The organism is Streptomyces sp. ISL-66, from assembly GCF_018614135.1.
In the GTDB taxonomy this organism is placed as follows: Bacteria; Actinomycetota; Actinomycetes; order Streptomycetales; family Streptomycetaceae; genus Streptomyces.
The window spans coordinates 1-14,007 of the sequence record NZ_JAGGOW010000013.1; the positions used below are offsets into that span (position 1 = coordinate 1).

The window sequence follows — 14,007 nt, forward strand, 5'->3', positions numbered from 1 at the left end:
CGGATTAACCAACAGCATCCGTAGGACGGTGCGGGGCTCTTCGGGACCGGGGCGCGCGGGCACGCTCCTCGTCCGGTCGGCTAGTACCAGCCGTTCGCCTGGTGGAAGTTCCAGGCTCCGCAGGGGCTGCCGTAGCGGCCGTTCATGTAGTTGAGACCCCACTCGATCTGGGTGGCGGGGTTGGTGCGCCAGTCGGCGCCGGCCGAGGCCATCTTCGAACCGGGCAGGGCCTGGACGAGACCGTAAGCCCCGGAGGACTTGTTCACGGCCTGGTAGTTCCAGGTGGATTCCTGGTTGATGATTTTGGAGAAGCACTGGAACTGCCCCGCCGGGACCATCTGCTGGGCGATGGCCTTGACCTGGGCGACCGTGTACGAGCCCTGCGGCGCGAAGTCGGATCCGTCGCGGGAGGCGGACCGGCTGGCGGCCTGCTCCTTCTCCTCGCGCTCCTTCTTCGCCTTCTCGTCCGCGGCCTTCTGCGCGTCGGCCTTCTTCGACTTGGCGTCCTGGGCGGCCTGGATGCGGGCCGCCTCCTCCGCCGAGCGCTTGGCGTCGACGTCGGCGGCGTGGGCGATGGCGTCGGCCTGCTGCGTCAGGGACGCGTTCTGGACCTGTGCCTGCTCGCCGACCGGAATGTCAGTGAGGAGGGTCGTCCCGGACGCGGTCGTCTCGAGATCGTTCGAGGTGGGGTCGCCGGTGGCAACGCCCACGACTGCGCCGACGGTGGTGACCGCAGTGGCTGAAGCCACGGCGAATCCCCGAACCGAGATCCGGCTCACACGGTGTCCTTCCAGCAGCGTCCGCAGTGACCGCGCGGGCGCAATAGTGCCCCTCGACACTGGCCTCCGTGGTGGTGCGGTCACTGGAGGCGCGGGCCCGTGGGCAACTCCCTTGCGGGAGTGCCGCGTGATGCTCCGGGCGGCATACGGCGATCGGCTGTGGAGTTAGTGGTACTGCGCGCATCTCACGGGAGATACAGGTGTGCCGTATGCGGGGCCTGACGGAAAACAGACTCTGCCGGACCTCGACGCCGCAGGGCAATTATCCGTTGCGTGGGAAAGGTCACACCTGGTACGTCACCGTTGTTTTCGCCAAAGCCCTGTGCACGAAGGCGCCGCCCGGCTAGGCTCCTGGGCCTTTTGCCGGGCGGCGCCAACTCGCCTTCCCGCTATGGGGCTTTTAGCCCCTTCGTGGCTAGAGGTTCTCCAGCATCTCGGTGACCAGCGCGGCGATCGGGGACCGCTCGGAGCGGGTCAGCGTGACGTGCGCGAAGAGCGGATGCCCCTTCAACTTCTCGACCACGGCGACGACTCCGTCGTACCGGCCGACCCGCAGGTTGTCCCGCTGGGCCACGTCGTGGGTGAGAACCACCCGCGAATTGGCCCCGATCCGGGACAGAACGGTCAGCAGGACGTTCCGCTCCAGCGACTGCGCCTCGTCCACGATCACGAAGGCGTCGTGCAGCGAGCGGCCGCGGATGTGCGTGAGCGGCAGGACCTCCAGCATCCCCCGGTTCAGCACCTCCTCGATGACCTCGCGCCCGGCGACCGCCGAGAGCGTGTCGAAGACCGCCTGCGCCCAGGGGCTCATCTTCTCGGAGGCGTCCCCGGGGAGGTAGCCGAGGTCCTGGCCGCCGACCGCGTACAGCGGCCGGAAGACCATGACCTTCTGATGCTGCCTCCGCTCCAGTACGGCCTCCAGGCCCGCGCACAGCGCCAGCGCCGACTTCCCGGTGCCGGCCCGGCCGCCCATCGAGAGGATCCCGATCTCGGGATCGAGGAGGAGGTCGAGCGCGATCCGCTGCTCGGCGCTGCGGCCGTGCAGCCCGAAGGCCTCGCGGTCACCCCGTACGAGCTTGACGTTCCCGTCGGCCGTGACCCGGCCGAGCGCCTTGCCGCGCTCGGACTGCAGGACGAGCCCGGTGTGCACGGGCAGTTCCGCGGCCTCCGGCACGTACAGGCGCTCCTGCGAGTACAGGAGGTCCACCTGCTCGCCGGAAAGGGCGAGCTCGCTCATGCCGGTCCAGCCGGCGTCCGTGATCGCGAGCTCGGCACGGTACTCCTCGGCCATCAGGCCCACGGAGGAGGCCTTGATGCGCAGGGGGAGGTCCTTCGAGACGACCGTGACGTCGTACCCCTCGGCCTGCAGGTTGCGGGCGACCGCGAGGATCCGCGAATCGTTGTCCCCCAACCGGAAGCCCGCGGGCAGGACGCTCGGGTCGGAGTGGTTGAGCTCGACACGCAGGGTGCCGCCGAGATCGCCCAGCGGGATGGGGGCGTCGAGGCGACCGTGGAGGACCCGGAACTCATCGAGCAGGCGCAGGGCCTGACGGGCGAAGTAGCCGAGTTCGGGATGGTGCCTCTTTGCCTCCAGCTCGGTGATCACCACGATCGGGAGCACGACCTCGTGCTCGTCGAACCGGGAGATCGCGTTGGGGTCTGCCAGCAGAACGCTGGTGTCGAGGACGTAGGTCCGCCTGTCGGGCAGGCGGCTCTTAGTGCTGGTCACCACGGAAGGACGTACCCCCTCGGAAGAGGTCGGGCCATGAAGACCGGACCGGTCATCGGCACCCCTGCGCGGGCCGACTCCCGGCCCTCCACTCCGGCCGTGCGAACCGCACGTGCGTCCTGGTGCAAAGGGCCTCCCGGGCGGACGGCCCCATGCCGTCCGCTGAGACTCGATACCCGTGGATCGGGCATCGACCTGCAAGGGATATTCCCCGAATGGGTCCAGCCATGCCACGGCATATGACGGACGCTCGGTGAATCCCAGGTGAAGGCCTCGGGCGGAGGGGTCCCGGGGACCGGCAGGGGCGTGCCGGGGCACGGACCCGGCGCGCGCCGGGGAGCGCGCCGGGTCCGCCGCCACCGGTGCTGGACGCCGCGGGGACGCCGGGCAGCCGCAGGTCAGGAGCGTTGCCGCGCCGTACGCGAGGGGCTGGCGGGTGGGTCAGGTGCCGTAGCGCCGGTGGCGGGCGGCGTAGTCGCGCAGGGCGCGCAGGAAGTCGACCTTGCGGAAGGCGGGCCAGAAGACTTCGCAGAAGTAGTACTCGGAATGCGCGCTCTGCCACAGCATGAATCCGGACAGCCGCTGCTCGCCGCTGGTGCGGATCACCAGGTCCGGATCGGGCTGGCCGCGCGTGTAGAGGTGCTCCGCGATGTGGTCGATGTCGAGGATCTCGGCGAGCTCCTCGAAGGAGGTGCCCTTCGACGCGTGCTCCAGCAGGAGGGAGCGGACCGCGTCGGCGATCTCCTGGCGGCCGCCGTAGCCGACCGCGACGTTGACGAGTATGCCGTCGACGCCGTGGGTGGCTTCCTCGGCCTCCTTCAGGACGGTCTGCGTCCCGGCGGGCAGGATGTCGAGGTTGCCGACGTGGTGGACGCGCCAGCGGCCGTCGCCGGCGAGGCCCCGCACGGTGTTCTCGATGATGTTGAGCAGCGGGCGGAGCTCGACCTCGGGCCGGTCCAGGTTGTCCGTGGAGAGCATCCACAGGGTGACGACCTCGACGTCCGTCTCGGTGCACCAGCCCAGCATCTCGGAAATCTTGTCGGCCCCGGCCTGGTGGCCCTGTTCCGTGGTGCCTCCGGACGCCTTCGCCCAGCGGCGGTTCCCGTCCAGAATGACGCCGATGTGCTTGGGCGCCGCGTCGTGGTCGAGACGGCCTTCCACCCGGCGTGCGTAGAGCCTGTACACCAGGTCGCGCAGCTTCACGATCTTCCAGCCCCTCCGAGCAATGCCCCCGTGCGGAATGCGGTCCCCCAAGTCCGCCACATTACTGCGCGGCGGGATCGGGCACCCAACTCGGTCCCGTCACAAGTACGTGATAGGGAGGACATCGTGACTGAAAACAATCCCTATCGGGCAGAGCCCTCGCGCTACGACTCCATGGAGTACCGGCGCACCGGCCGCAGCGGCCTCAAGCTCCCCGCCATCTCGCTGGGCCTCTGGCACAACTTCGGCGACGACAAGTCCCTCGGGTCCCAGCGGGCGATCCTGCGCCGGGCCTTCGACCTCGGCGTCACCCACTTCGACCTGGCCAACAACTACGGCCCGCCCCCCGGCTCGGCCGAGCTCAACTTCGGCAAGATCTTCGCCCAGGACTTCGCGCCCCACCGCGAGGAGCTGGTGCTCTCCACCAAGGCCGGCTACCTGATGCACGAGGGGCCGTACGGCGAGTGGGGCAGCCGCAAGTACCTGCTCGGGTCGCTGGACGCGTCGCTGAAGCGGATGGGCGTCGACTACGTCGACATCTTCTACTCGCAGTGCGGCTAGAAGTCGCACAATCAAGGGCCTGCCCGGAAGGAGATAAGGGCGGGCCGGTCCTGTGACCAACGGACCGTCCACCGCTCAGCATGCGTCGGGAGTAATCCTTTCGTGTGAAGCCTGAGTTCGTGACCGAAGGCCGAAGCGTCCACTGCGACGGTACGGGTCCGGTGGAAGTTCGGACGGGTGAACGTAAGTGAATCGTCATTGAGGTCTCGTAAAGAACGAACCGCCCTAGTGGGTTGTAGCCGGGCGGAAAAGGAGCAGAGGGTGAGATTCCCTTACACGATCCGCCAAGCTGGCTGTGAAGGCGCGGATAGGTCACCGTGGCTCCCGGGATAGAGACGGCACCCACCCCGAACGCAACTTGGTTGTGTGGAACTAGACAACCCCGTAGAGGTCCCCCAGAAATGGGGGTAGGCCGGAGGCAACAAAGGCACAGAACCTCTGCGGGCGCAGGATGGTCCGAGAAGCGAATGCCACTGGGGCGAAAGCTCAGGGGAAAGGCTGGACAAAGGGTCTCCACCCTCCAGCTATAACCTGGTGGATACCGGCCTCATGGCCGGACCCGAAAGGGGGCCCACGCGGACCAGGTTCGTCCTTGAAGAACCAGCAAACCAACGCCGACATAACGACGGTGCACGTTAGACAGGGAGGACAGATGGACGAGAACGCGGGACGGAAGTCCTTCTGGAACGAAACCGGCGACGACGCCGAAACCTGGCACAGCATTGACTGGAACCGGGTGGATGCGGACGTAAGAAGGCTTAGGCAGAGGATCTTCAAGGCTGCTCAGGAATACGACATGCCGAAGGTCAGGAACCTCCAGAAGCTCATGTTGCGCTCGACGGCGAACACTCTGCTGAGTGTCCGGCGGGTAACGCAGGTGAGCCGGGGGCGAAAGACGGCCGGCGTGGATGGCGACACAGCGCTCACTCCGCAGGAAAGGAGCCTCCTCGCGAGGCATCTGATCGCGGAGAAGAACGTGAAGTCGTCACCGGTAAAGCGTGTTTACATCCCGAAGGCCAACGGCAAGACCAGGCCGCTGGGCATCCCGGTCATCCGTGACCGGGTACAGCAGGCCAGGGTCAAGAACGCCTTGGAGCCCGAGTGGGAGGCCCGCTTCGAGGCGAGGAGCTACGGCTTCCGCCCCGGACGGGGCTGCCACGACGCGATGGCAGCGATCTACCAGATCGCTGGCAAGAAGCAGGCCCACAGGGTGTGGGTGCTGGACGCCGACCTTTCGGCGGCGTTCGACGGCATCAGCCACCAGCACCTGATGACGTCCCTCGGAAAGTTCCCCGGAAGGGAAATGATCCTGGGATGGCTGAAGGCGGGGGTAATGGACAAGGGGAAGTTCGCGCCCACCACGGAGGGAACTCCGCAGGGTGGCGTCATCAGTCCTCTTCTCCTGAACATTGCCCTCCACGGGATGGAAAAGGCAGCGGGTGTGGTCTACCGCAAGAAGGGTGCCCACAGGGCAGTCAAGGAAGACTCTCCCGCACTGGTGAGATACGCGGACGACTTCGTGGTCATGTGTCACACGGAGGAGCAGGCGTATGAGTCAAAGCGACGGCTGGCGGAATGGTTCAAACCGAGGGGGGTGGCCTTCAACGAGGAAACGACGCGAGTCGTCCACCTCACCGAAGGCTTTGACTTCCTGGGGGGCAACGTCCGCCGGTACAGCAACGGCGTAACTCTCATCAGGCCGAGCAAGGACGCCATGAAGAAAGCTGCGGCACGTATCAGGGAAATCATCCGGGAGAACCGGGGACACGAAACCAAGCGTCTGATTGGCCACGTGAACTCGTTCATCCGGGGATGGACCGCGTACTACCGGCCGTGGAGTTCAAAGGATGCCTTCAAACACCTCGACTGGCTTCTGTTCAACCAGCTATGGCAGTGGGCGAACAGGAACCACAGGAGGAAGGGAAGGGTCTGGATCGCCAACCACTACTGGAAACAGCGGATCAAGGGAAGTAAGAACCGCTGGATCTTCGGGGACGACGCGGGGTACATCACTCCGGCAACCCACACGAAGATCGTCCGTCACGTCCCGGTCATGGATTCACATTCGAAGGATGACCCGGCGCTGACGCAGTACTGGAAGGACAGGGCCAGCAAGCGGAGCAAGTTGGAGACGGAGAGCAAGTTTCTCCAGTCTCTGGCAGCGAAGCAGAAGGGTCTCTGCCCGGAATGCGGTCTGGATCTTGTAGAAGGCGCAGAGTTCGAACCGGACAACGTCCACGACTGGATCGCCTGGTTCGACGCGCGCCGAAAGGCCCTGAACGTGCACCACAAGATCCATCGGGTGCACGGCGGGACCAACGACTACAAGAACCTGGTGCTCCTGCACACGCAGTGCCACCACCAGCGCCATGCCCTTGAGGGCAAGGCGCAGAGCAGCCCACAGGACGTGCTTGAGCCGGGTGCGGTGAAAGCCGCACGCCCGGTTCTGAGGGGGCCGGGGGTTCAGCAATGACCCCTGGCTACCCGACCCGCTTCGACCCGGACACCCCGCTGGAGGAGACCATGGGCGCGCTCGCGTCCGCGGTCCAGCAGGGCAAGGCGCTGTACGTGGGCGTGTCCTCCTACACGGCGGAGCAGACGGCCGAGGCCGCGCGGATCCTGCGCGAGATGGGCGTCCGGCCGCTCATCCACCAGCCCTCCTACTCCATGATCAACCGCTGGACGGAGGAGGACGGCCTGCTGGACACCCTGGAGGACGCCGGCATGGGCTGCATCTCCTTCGTCCCGCTCGCGCAGGGACTGCTGACGGGCAAGTACCTCCAGGGCATTCCGGAGGGCTCGCGCGCCACGCAGGGCAAGTCCCTGAACCCGGACCTGCTCTCGGACGAGGTCCTGCGCCGCCTGAGGGGCCTGAACGACATCGCGGCAAGGCGCGGGCAGAGCCTGGCGCAGCTCGCGCTGAACTGGGTGCTGCGGGACGAGCGGATGACCTCGGCGCTGATCGGCGCGTCGAGCGTGAAGCAGCTCGAGGAGAACGTGGCTTCCCTGTCCGGAGCACCGCTCTCGGAGCAGGAGTTGAAGGAGATCGACTCCTTCGCGGTGTCCACCCCGGGCGCCAACATCTGGGCCCAGCGGGGCTGACCTGCGGCTTTGCCCCCGGCCCGCGGAGAACAAAAAACGGGCCGGTCCGTGGGGGGGATACGGACCGGCCCGAGGGGGGGGTTCCACCATAACCCTTCGTAAAGCCTGCTGCGTGCATTGGCGCCCTATGACTACGCTCCGAAGCCGTCCAGCAGCACTGAGCTGAGTCGCCAGCACCTTCGGAGCCACCCCGGGACAGCCCCGGAGGCCTTGCGGGAGCTGGGCCCGAGCCCGTTCGGAGCAGGCGCGCGGGCCCGTACGGAGAACCGCGCGGCCCTACCCCCACGAGGGACCCCGTCCACGCGCCGCCTTGACGCCCGACGCCCTACCCTGGCCGGCATGGGGATCAGGCGGCACTGGCGCGACGGCGGGGCGACGCTCGACATCGGGCCGGCGGGCGGCCCGGCGGACGGCCCGGCGGAGACTCCGGCCGAGGTGCGCGTCGAGGTCGCGGCCTCGTACGCGGCCCGCACGCGCGGGCTGCTGGGACGGGACGGCATCGAGGGGGCCATGCTGCTCACTCCGGCGGCGAGCGTCCACACCTTCCGGATGCGCTTCGCCATCGATGTCGCCCACCTGGACCGCAACCTCAGGGTCATCGCGCTGACCACCATGGCCCCGGGACGGCTCGGCCTGCCGCGGCCGCGGGCCCGCCACGTCCTGGAGGCCGAAGCGGGCGCCATGGCCGCCTGGGGGCTGGCGGTGGGGTCCGTATTGCGGCTCCGTCCCGACTCGCGCTAGGCGCTGTCCCCCGCCGGCGGTAGGTTGGGGCGGTTGAGCTGGGGTGGCAGGGGAGCGGCATGACCGAGAACGTGCGCGTCAAAGCGCTAGAACAGATCATGCCGGCGACCCACGGAGCCGACGAGGACATCGACTGGCAGGCGGCCGAGGCCGTCTGGGGCAACCGTTTCCCCGCCGATTTCATCGCCTTCATGGGTCGCTTCGGCGCCGGTTCGATCAACGGCGAGGCGAGCGTGCTGCTGCCGCTGCCCAAGCCCGGCCTCCAGTGGGACCCGGCGCAGATGGCGGAGGAGACGGCCAACGCCCGCCGGATCTGGGAGGCGCAGGGCGGCCGCGCCGCCTTCGACGTGGACCCCGAGTCGATCCTCGCCTGGGGCGTCACGGGCGGCTCCGACATCCTGTGCTGGCTCACGACCGACCCGGACCCGGACCGCTGGCCCGTCCTGGTGGTCGGCCGGCGCACCGCCGACTCCTTCGCGGTGTACCCGTACGGCATGGGCGAGTTCCTGTACCGGCTGTGCTCCGACGAGTTCGACGTGAGCCCGGTCAGCATCACCTTCTGGGACGGCGGCCACCTCAGCTTCGTGCACTGGCGGAAGGCCCAGCGCCGCTGGCAGGAGGGCCGCAACCCCGAGACGGGCGAGCCCGACCCGTACGCGGGCGACTTCGCCGACTGACGCTCCCCCCGGAGCCCCGCCCGACCCCCGAACCCCCGAACCCCCCGAACCCGTTTTCGCGGCCCTCCCCGGCCGGAACGGGTGTTTCGGCATGTCTACGCGCGTCCGAATTGTTGACCGCATATCGGAAAACACCATTCGGAAAGGCCGCAGTTGGAGCATTGACCACAAGTGCCGACCCAATGGAACCAACCGCCATCCCGCAGGAGAGAATTCCGGCCAACGGGCCACTGTGGGACACGACGGCCCGGAGCAACCCATAAGTAACAACGAGACTCAAAAGAAAATCAGGGGAATACTCCCGTGCGACGAAGAATCTTCGGCACGGCCGCCACCGCGGTCGCGCTCGGCCTGCTGATACCGCTCGCCGGATGCGGCGGCTCCGCGGGAAGCGGTGCAGATGACAGCGGTACGCTGCACCTCGTCGCCGCCGAATACGGCGACGGCCCGGCCAACAGTTCCAAGGCTTTCTGGGACAAGGCGACCGCCGATTTCACCGCTGCCAACCCGGGCATCAAGGTCCAGGTACAGCTGCTTCCGTGGGCCGACATCGACCGCGAAGTCTCCCGCATGGTCAAGGCCGGGAAGGCGCCGGACATGGCCCTCATGGGGGCTTACTCGGATTTCGCGGCGCAGGACAAGCTCTATTCGGCGGGCGAGCTCTTCTCGGTCACCGCCGAGGCGAACTTCCTCCAGCCGCTCGCCGAGGCCGGATCCGTCCACAACACCCTCTACGGCCTGCCCTTCGTGGCGAGCAGTCGCCTGCTCTTCTACAACCAGACCCTGTTCGCGCAGGCGGGCATCAAGACCGCCCCCAAGACGTGGGGGGAGCTCAAGGCCGCCGCCAAGGCGCTCAAGGACAAGGGCGTGAAGTACCCGTACGCGATGCCCCTGGGCCCCGAGGAGGCGCATGCCGAGGCGATGATCTGGGAGCTCAGCAACGGCGGCGGGTACGCCGACAACAGCGGCAACTACAGCCTGGCCTCCGAGCAGAACATCTATACCTTCAAGTGGATCAAGGACAACCTGGTCGCCCCCGGCCTGCTCGGCCCCACCGCGCCGTCGCAGCTCAACCGGGCCGACGCCTTCACCGCCTTCACGCGCGGCGAGGTCGGCATGCTCAACGGCTATCCCTCGCTCGCCCACGAGGCCCGCGCCAAGGGCATCTCGGTCGAGGCCGTCGCGATGCCCGTCTCGGAGAACCTGGGGTCCGGGGAGGCCCCGCCGACCGTGGGCGTGGCCGACTGGATGATGGCGTTCAAGCAGAACGGCCACCGCGAGGAGATCGGCAGGTTCCTGAGCTTCGTCTACCAGGACAGGATCCTGTCCGACTTCGCCGGCCGCTACCACCTGCTGCCGTCCACCACCACCGCCTCGCGCGCCCTGGCCGGCGGCGGCCTGGACAAGAACGACGAGCAGTTCCTCAGCGCCCTGCGCGTCGCGCAGCTCTACCCGGTCAACGACCCGTCCTGGGTGACGATCAGCGACACCATCAAGCGCAACATCGGGCGGGCCGTGGACCCGAGCGGCGACCCCAAGGCCGTCCTGGAGGAGATCGCCGCGAAGGCCCGCGAGGAATCCAAGAACCGCTGACGGCCCCTCCCCCGGCGCCTTCCCCGACGTATCCCGCCCGCCTTCCCGACGTACCCCGCCCGCCTCCCCGCCGGCATCCCGCCCGAACGCCCCTGCCGCGGCCCATCCCCGCGCGGCACCACGGCTGTGCGGCCCCCGACCCCGGGCCGCGGCCCACCCGCCTGCCCACCGAGCGCCCACAAGGCGCCCCGCAGGCCGGTTCTAGCTGGCGCCCTGGTTCTCGGGGCGGAAGGCCGTGCGGTACTGCTCGCAGCTGGAGTCCCACGGGAGGGAGCCGGTGAGGGTGCCGTAGCCGGTGCGCGTGAGCGACCACTCCACCGTGTACTTGCCCGTGTCGCACGCGATGCGCTTGCCGCCCGGGACCTTCGTACGGCCCGTCGCGGGGCGGCCGGTCAGCTCCTGGTGGACCTCGGCGGCCTTGGCGCGCCGCGCGTCGCGCAGCACCGCGTGCACGACGATCGCCTGCTTGCCGTCCTTCGTCGTCAGCACCTTCTTGACCCCCTGCGAGTCCGCCACCGACCACGCGAACTCGTACCCCGGCTCCCAGGCGAGGGTCTTCGGGTCGGGAACCTTGCGCTCGTAGGATTCGGCGCCCTTGGGACCGGGGCGGGTGACCGTCTCGTACTGGATGCCGGGCCGGAAGCGGAACTGCGCTTCCACCTTGTGCATGCCGTCCTTGGTCCACATCGACTTCATCGCCTTCTCCCCTCCGCTCGGGTCCTGTAGGTACGACGTGCCGTCCGCGGCGGTGGCGGCGCCCTGCCCGAGGGCCGGGGCGAGGGCCGCGGCGGCGGTGGCGAGGGCGAGGGCGGCGATGCGGGTGGGCTTCATGCCCGTTCCAACGGGGCCCCGCGGCGGGCCGGAACGAGGCCGGGCGGCCTTTCACCCGTACGGGGTCCGGAATACCGCGTGGTCGGGGCCGTGTTGGCGCCTGCGGAAACCGACCCGGGGACAACGCCCGGGCAGACCAGGGGGAACGCATGACGGTGAACGTGAACGGCACGGTGGCGGCGGGCTGGGAGCCGGTGCGCGAGGAGTTCGGAGCCTTCGTGGCGGCCGAGCGGATCTCGCCGGAGGCACAGCTGGCGGTGTACCACCGCGGTCGGCGCGTCGTCGACCTGTGGGCGGGCGAGGACACCGGCGCGGACACCCTGAGCGGGGTCTTCTCGATCACCAAGGGCGCGGCCCACCTCGTCGTCGCGCTGCTCGCGCAGGACGGCGTACTGGAGCTGGACCGGCCGGTGTCGGCGTACTGGCCGGAGTTCACGGGGGACGGCAAGGAGGGGCTGACGGTGCGGCAGCTGGTCGCGCACCAGGCCGGGCTGGTCAACACGGACGAGGGCTTCGACTACGAGGAGATCGCGGACGACGCGCTGATCGCGGCGCGGCTGGCCGGGCAGAAGCCGCGCTGGGAGCCGGGGACGGCCTACGGCTACCACGCCTCCGTCATCGGCGCGCTGACGGGCGAGGTGGTGCGGCGGGCGACGGGGCGCTCGCTGCAGGAGGTCTACGAGGAGCGGATCCGCGCGCCGTTCGGCATCGACCTGTACATGGGGCTGCCCGAGGCGCTCGGGGAGCGCTGGAAGCCGGTCCTGGACACGGTGCTGACGCCGGCCCAGGCCGCCCTGCGCGCGGCGGGCGCGGCGCGCGCGCCGGAGCTGCAGCCGGTGGCGTTCAACCAGCACCGCGACCAGCCGATGGACCTGGTCACCTTCGCCAACCACCCGCGGGTGCGGGCCCTCGGCCCCGCCTCGGCGGGCGGCATGGGCTCCGCGCGGGGCGTCGCCGCCCTGTACGCGGCGGCGATCGGCGTGCTCGACGGCCGGCCCGCGCTGCTGACCCCGCGCACGGCGGCCGAGGTGGCCCGGCCGCACGGGGCGGAGCTGGGCCCGGACCGGGTGACGACGGAGAGCGACCACTTCGCCCTGGGCTTCGAGCGGCAGCCCGCGGTGGGCCCGGCGGCCTTCGGGCACTCGGGCGCGGCGGGCGGCCAGGGCTTCGCCGACCCGGCCACGGGCGTCGCGTACGGCTACACCCGCCGCCGCTTCGGCTTCCCGGGCGGCGTGGCGTACGAGAACGGCGCCCTGACGGCGGCGGTACTGAAGGCGGCGGGGGACGCGGGACGGGGTTAGGCCGTCCGTCCCTTCCGGATCGTGCCGGGCGGTGCGGGGCGGGCGTCTCGGGCCGGGCGTCTCGGGCCGGGCGGCAGGCCCGCCCGGCTCAAGGCGCCGGGCCCGGACCCGGGCGGCTACGCCTGTCCGGTTTCGAACCGGCTGATCCGGCCGCCGTCGGCGACGGTGAAGCGCCAGGCCGTGCGCATCGAGCCCCAGGTGTCGTTGCGGTAGTCGACGACGAGGGCGCGTCCCGCGTCGGACTCGGACACGACGTCCATGTGGCCGTTGGCGGAGAAGATCTCCTTGTCGGCCCACGCGGCGAGGTCCCGGTCCGACCCGTCGTCGGACATGGTCGCGCCCTCGGTCAGGGCGGCGGCGAAGGCCTCCCGGTCGCCCGCGTTGACGGCGCGGACGAAGGCGCGGACGGCGGAGTCGGACAGCTGCTCGGGGGTCATCACGGGGTCCTCCTGGACGGCGGCCGTACGTCGGCGCGTACGCGGGCGGCAACACCGTACGGCCGGACCGGGGGCGCGGGCCGCATCCGGCTCCCGCGCCCGACGGCGTGTCAGGCGATGGGACCCGTGATGACCGGGAAGCCGGTCGGCCGGCCCTGCGCCTTCAGCCAGGCGAGGACCTGGTCGAGGGCTTCGACGGTCTGGGCGCGGTTGCCGCCGCCGTCGTGGAAGAGGATGGTCGGGCCGTTGCCGATCTCGGACTTGACGGTGCTGACGATCGAGGCGGCGCCCGGCTTGCTGAAGTCCTTGCTGTCGATGTTCCAGCCGAGCGGCCGCATGCCGTGGGCGGCGGCCAGGGCCCGGCTCTCGGGGGTGAACGCACCGCCGGGGGCCCGGTAGTACTCCACCTTCGTCCCGCCGCCCGCGGCCTCTTCGATCAGCTTCTTCGCTTCGAGGATCTGCTGCCGCTGGAAGGCGAGCGGCTTCTTGTCCATGGCCGTGTTGTGGTCCATGGTGTGGTCGCAGAGCCGGTTGCCCTCCGCCACGACCCTCTTGACGAGGTCGGGGTGGGCCTTGGCCTGTGGGCCGATCATGCAGAAGGTCGCCTTCACGTCGTACTTCTTCAGTACTTCGAGCACCTTCGGGGTCCAGAGGGGGTCGGGTCCGTCGTCGATGGTGATGTTGACCGCGTTGCCGCCGCTCTCGGACGCGTGGGCTATGCCGTCGGGGACCTGCCCCGGATTCCCGGGCGCCCGCGGGTCGGTGGCGCCGCCGTTCTTCGCGGGGTCGTCCGTCTGCCGGGAGCCGTTCTCGTGGCGGGTCCCGTGGTCCGGTGCGACGACCGTCGCCACTCCCCACACCGTTCCCGCCACCGCCACGGCCGCCGCGACGACGGCGATCCGGGCCCGTATGCCTTGCGTGTGCGTACGTATGCGCGCCATCAGCCCCATGTGTTGTCCCCGCTCCCCGTTCCACGTCCGCCTTGCGAGCTCGCACTGGTCAGGACGCCGGCCGGGGGAGGAGGGGTTCCAACCGAATGGCCCATGGATCCCC

The 14,007-nt window shown here is 69.3% G+C and carries 11 protein-coding genes and 2 pseudogenes; 7 read left to right on the plus strand and 6 right to left on the minus strand.

Annotation, left to right across the window (positions count from 1 at the left end; all coding sequences use genetic code 11):
• Positions 1-80 precede the first annotated feature (80 nt).
• The 3 genes from J7E97_RS03185 to J7E97_RS03195 all read right to left on the minus strand — a co-directional run bounded on the left by J7E97_RS03185 (position 81) and on the right by J7E97_RS03195 (position 3,711).
• Positions 81-797, minus strand: coding sequence for a transglycosylase SLT domain-containing protein (locus J7E97_RS03185; protein WP_215022044.1), 717 nt, complete (start codon positions 795-797; stop codon positions 81-83).
• A 397-nt stretch (positions 798-1,194) separates the two neighbouring features.
• Positions 1,195-2,511: a PhoH family protein gene (locus J7E97_RS03190; RefSeq protein WP_215021990.1), complete on the minus strand. Its 1,317-nt coding sequence runs from the start codon at positions 2,509-2,511 to the stop codon at positions 1,195-1,197.
• A gap of 438 nt (positions 2,512-2,949) precedes the next feature.
• On the minus strand, positions 2,950-3,711 hold the full coding sequence (locus tag J7E97_RS03195; RefSeq protein WP_215021992.1) for an isoprenyl transferase: 762 nt from the start codon (positions 3,709-3,711) through the stop codon (positions 2,950-2,952).
• A 174-nt stretch (positions 3,712-3,885) separates the two neighbouring features.
• Here J7E97_RS03195 and J7E97_RS03200 point away from each other — a divergent pair.
• From J7E97_RS03200 to J7E97_RS03225, 6 genes and pseudogenes are all read left to right on the plus strand, one after another.
• Positions 3,886-4,260, plus strand: a pseudogene (locus J7E97_RS03200) (aldo/keto reductase); the annotation flags it as partial.
• A gap of 664 nt (positions 4,261-4,924) precedes the next feature.
• The gene (ltrA, locus tag J7E97_RS03205) at positions 4,925-6,745 is read left to right on the plus strand and encodes a group II intron reverse transcriptase/maturase (RefSeq protein ID WP_215021994.1); all 1,821 of its coding nucleotides are present in this window, start codon (positions 4,925-4,927) and stop codon (positions 6,743-6,745) included.
• An 8-nt stretch (positions 6,746-6,753) separates the two neighbouring features.
• A pseudogene (locus J7E97_RS03210) lies at positions 6,754-7,374 on the plus strand (aldo/keto reductase); the annotation flags it as partial.
• 339 nt (positions 7,375-7,713) lie between these two features.
• Positions 7,714-8,115, plus strand: coding sequence for a DUF192 domain-containing protein (locus J7E97_RS03215; RefSeq protein WP_215021995.1), 402 nt, complete (start codon positions 7,714-7,716; stop codon positions 8,113-8,115).
• A 59-nt stretch (positions 8,116-8,174) separates the two neighbouring features.
• Positions 8,175-8,792, plus strand: a complete 618-nt coding sequence (locus tag J7E97_RS03220) for an SMI1/KNR4 family protein (protein ID WP_215021997.1) — start codon at positions 8,175-8,177, stop codon at positions 8,790-8,792.
• A gap of 303 nt (positions 8,793-9,095) precedes the next feature.
• Positions 9,096-10,385: an extracellular solute-binding protein gene (locus J7E97_RS03225; RefSeq protein ID WP_215021999.1), complete on the plus strand. Its 1,290-nt coding sequence runs from the start codon at positions 9,096-9,098 to the stop codon at positions 10,383-10,385.
• A 201-nt stretch (positions 10,386-10,586) separates the two neighbouring features.
• On the opposite strand, the gene J7E97_RS03230 is transcribed toward J7E97_RS03225, so the two are convergent.
• Positions 10,587-11,216 (minus strand): hypothetical protein, encoded by a 630-nt coding sequence (locus tag J7E97_RS03230; protein ID WP_215022001.1) that lies wholly within the window; start codon positions 11,214-11,216, stop codon positions 10,587-10,589.
• A gap of 149 nt (positions 11,217-11,365) precedes the next feature.
• Here J7E97_RS03230 and J7E97_RS03235 point away from each other — a divergent pair, with 149 nt between their 5' ends.
• Positions 11,366-12,517, plus strand: coding sequence for a serine hydrolase (locus J7E97_RS03235; protein WP_215022003.1), 1,152 nt, complete (start codon positions 11,366-11,368; stop codon positions 12,515-12,517).
• A 116-nt stretch (positions 12,518-12,633) separates the two neighbouring features.
• On the opposite strand, the gene J7E97_RS03240 is transcribed toward J7E97_RS03235, so the two are convergent.
• Positions 12,634-12,954: a nuclear transport factor 2 family protein gene (locus tag J7E97_RS03240; RefSeq protein ID WP_215022004.1), complete on the minus strand. Its 321-nt coding sequence runs from the start codon at positions 12,952-12,954 to the stop codon at positions 12,634-12,636.
• A gap of 110 nt (positions 12,955-13,064) precedes the next feature.
• Positions 13,065-13,895 carry a polysaccharide deacetylase family protein gene (locus tag J7E97_RS03245; RefSeq protein ID WP_215022006.1) on the minus strand — a complete coding sequence of 277 codons (831 nt, stop codon included), beginning with the start codon at positions 13,893-13,895 and terminating at the stop codon, positions 13,065-13,067.
• Positions 13,896-14,007: the final 112 nt, after the last annotated feature.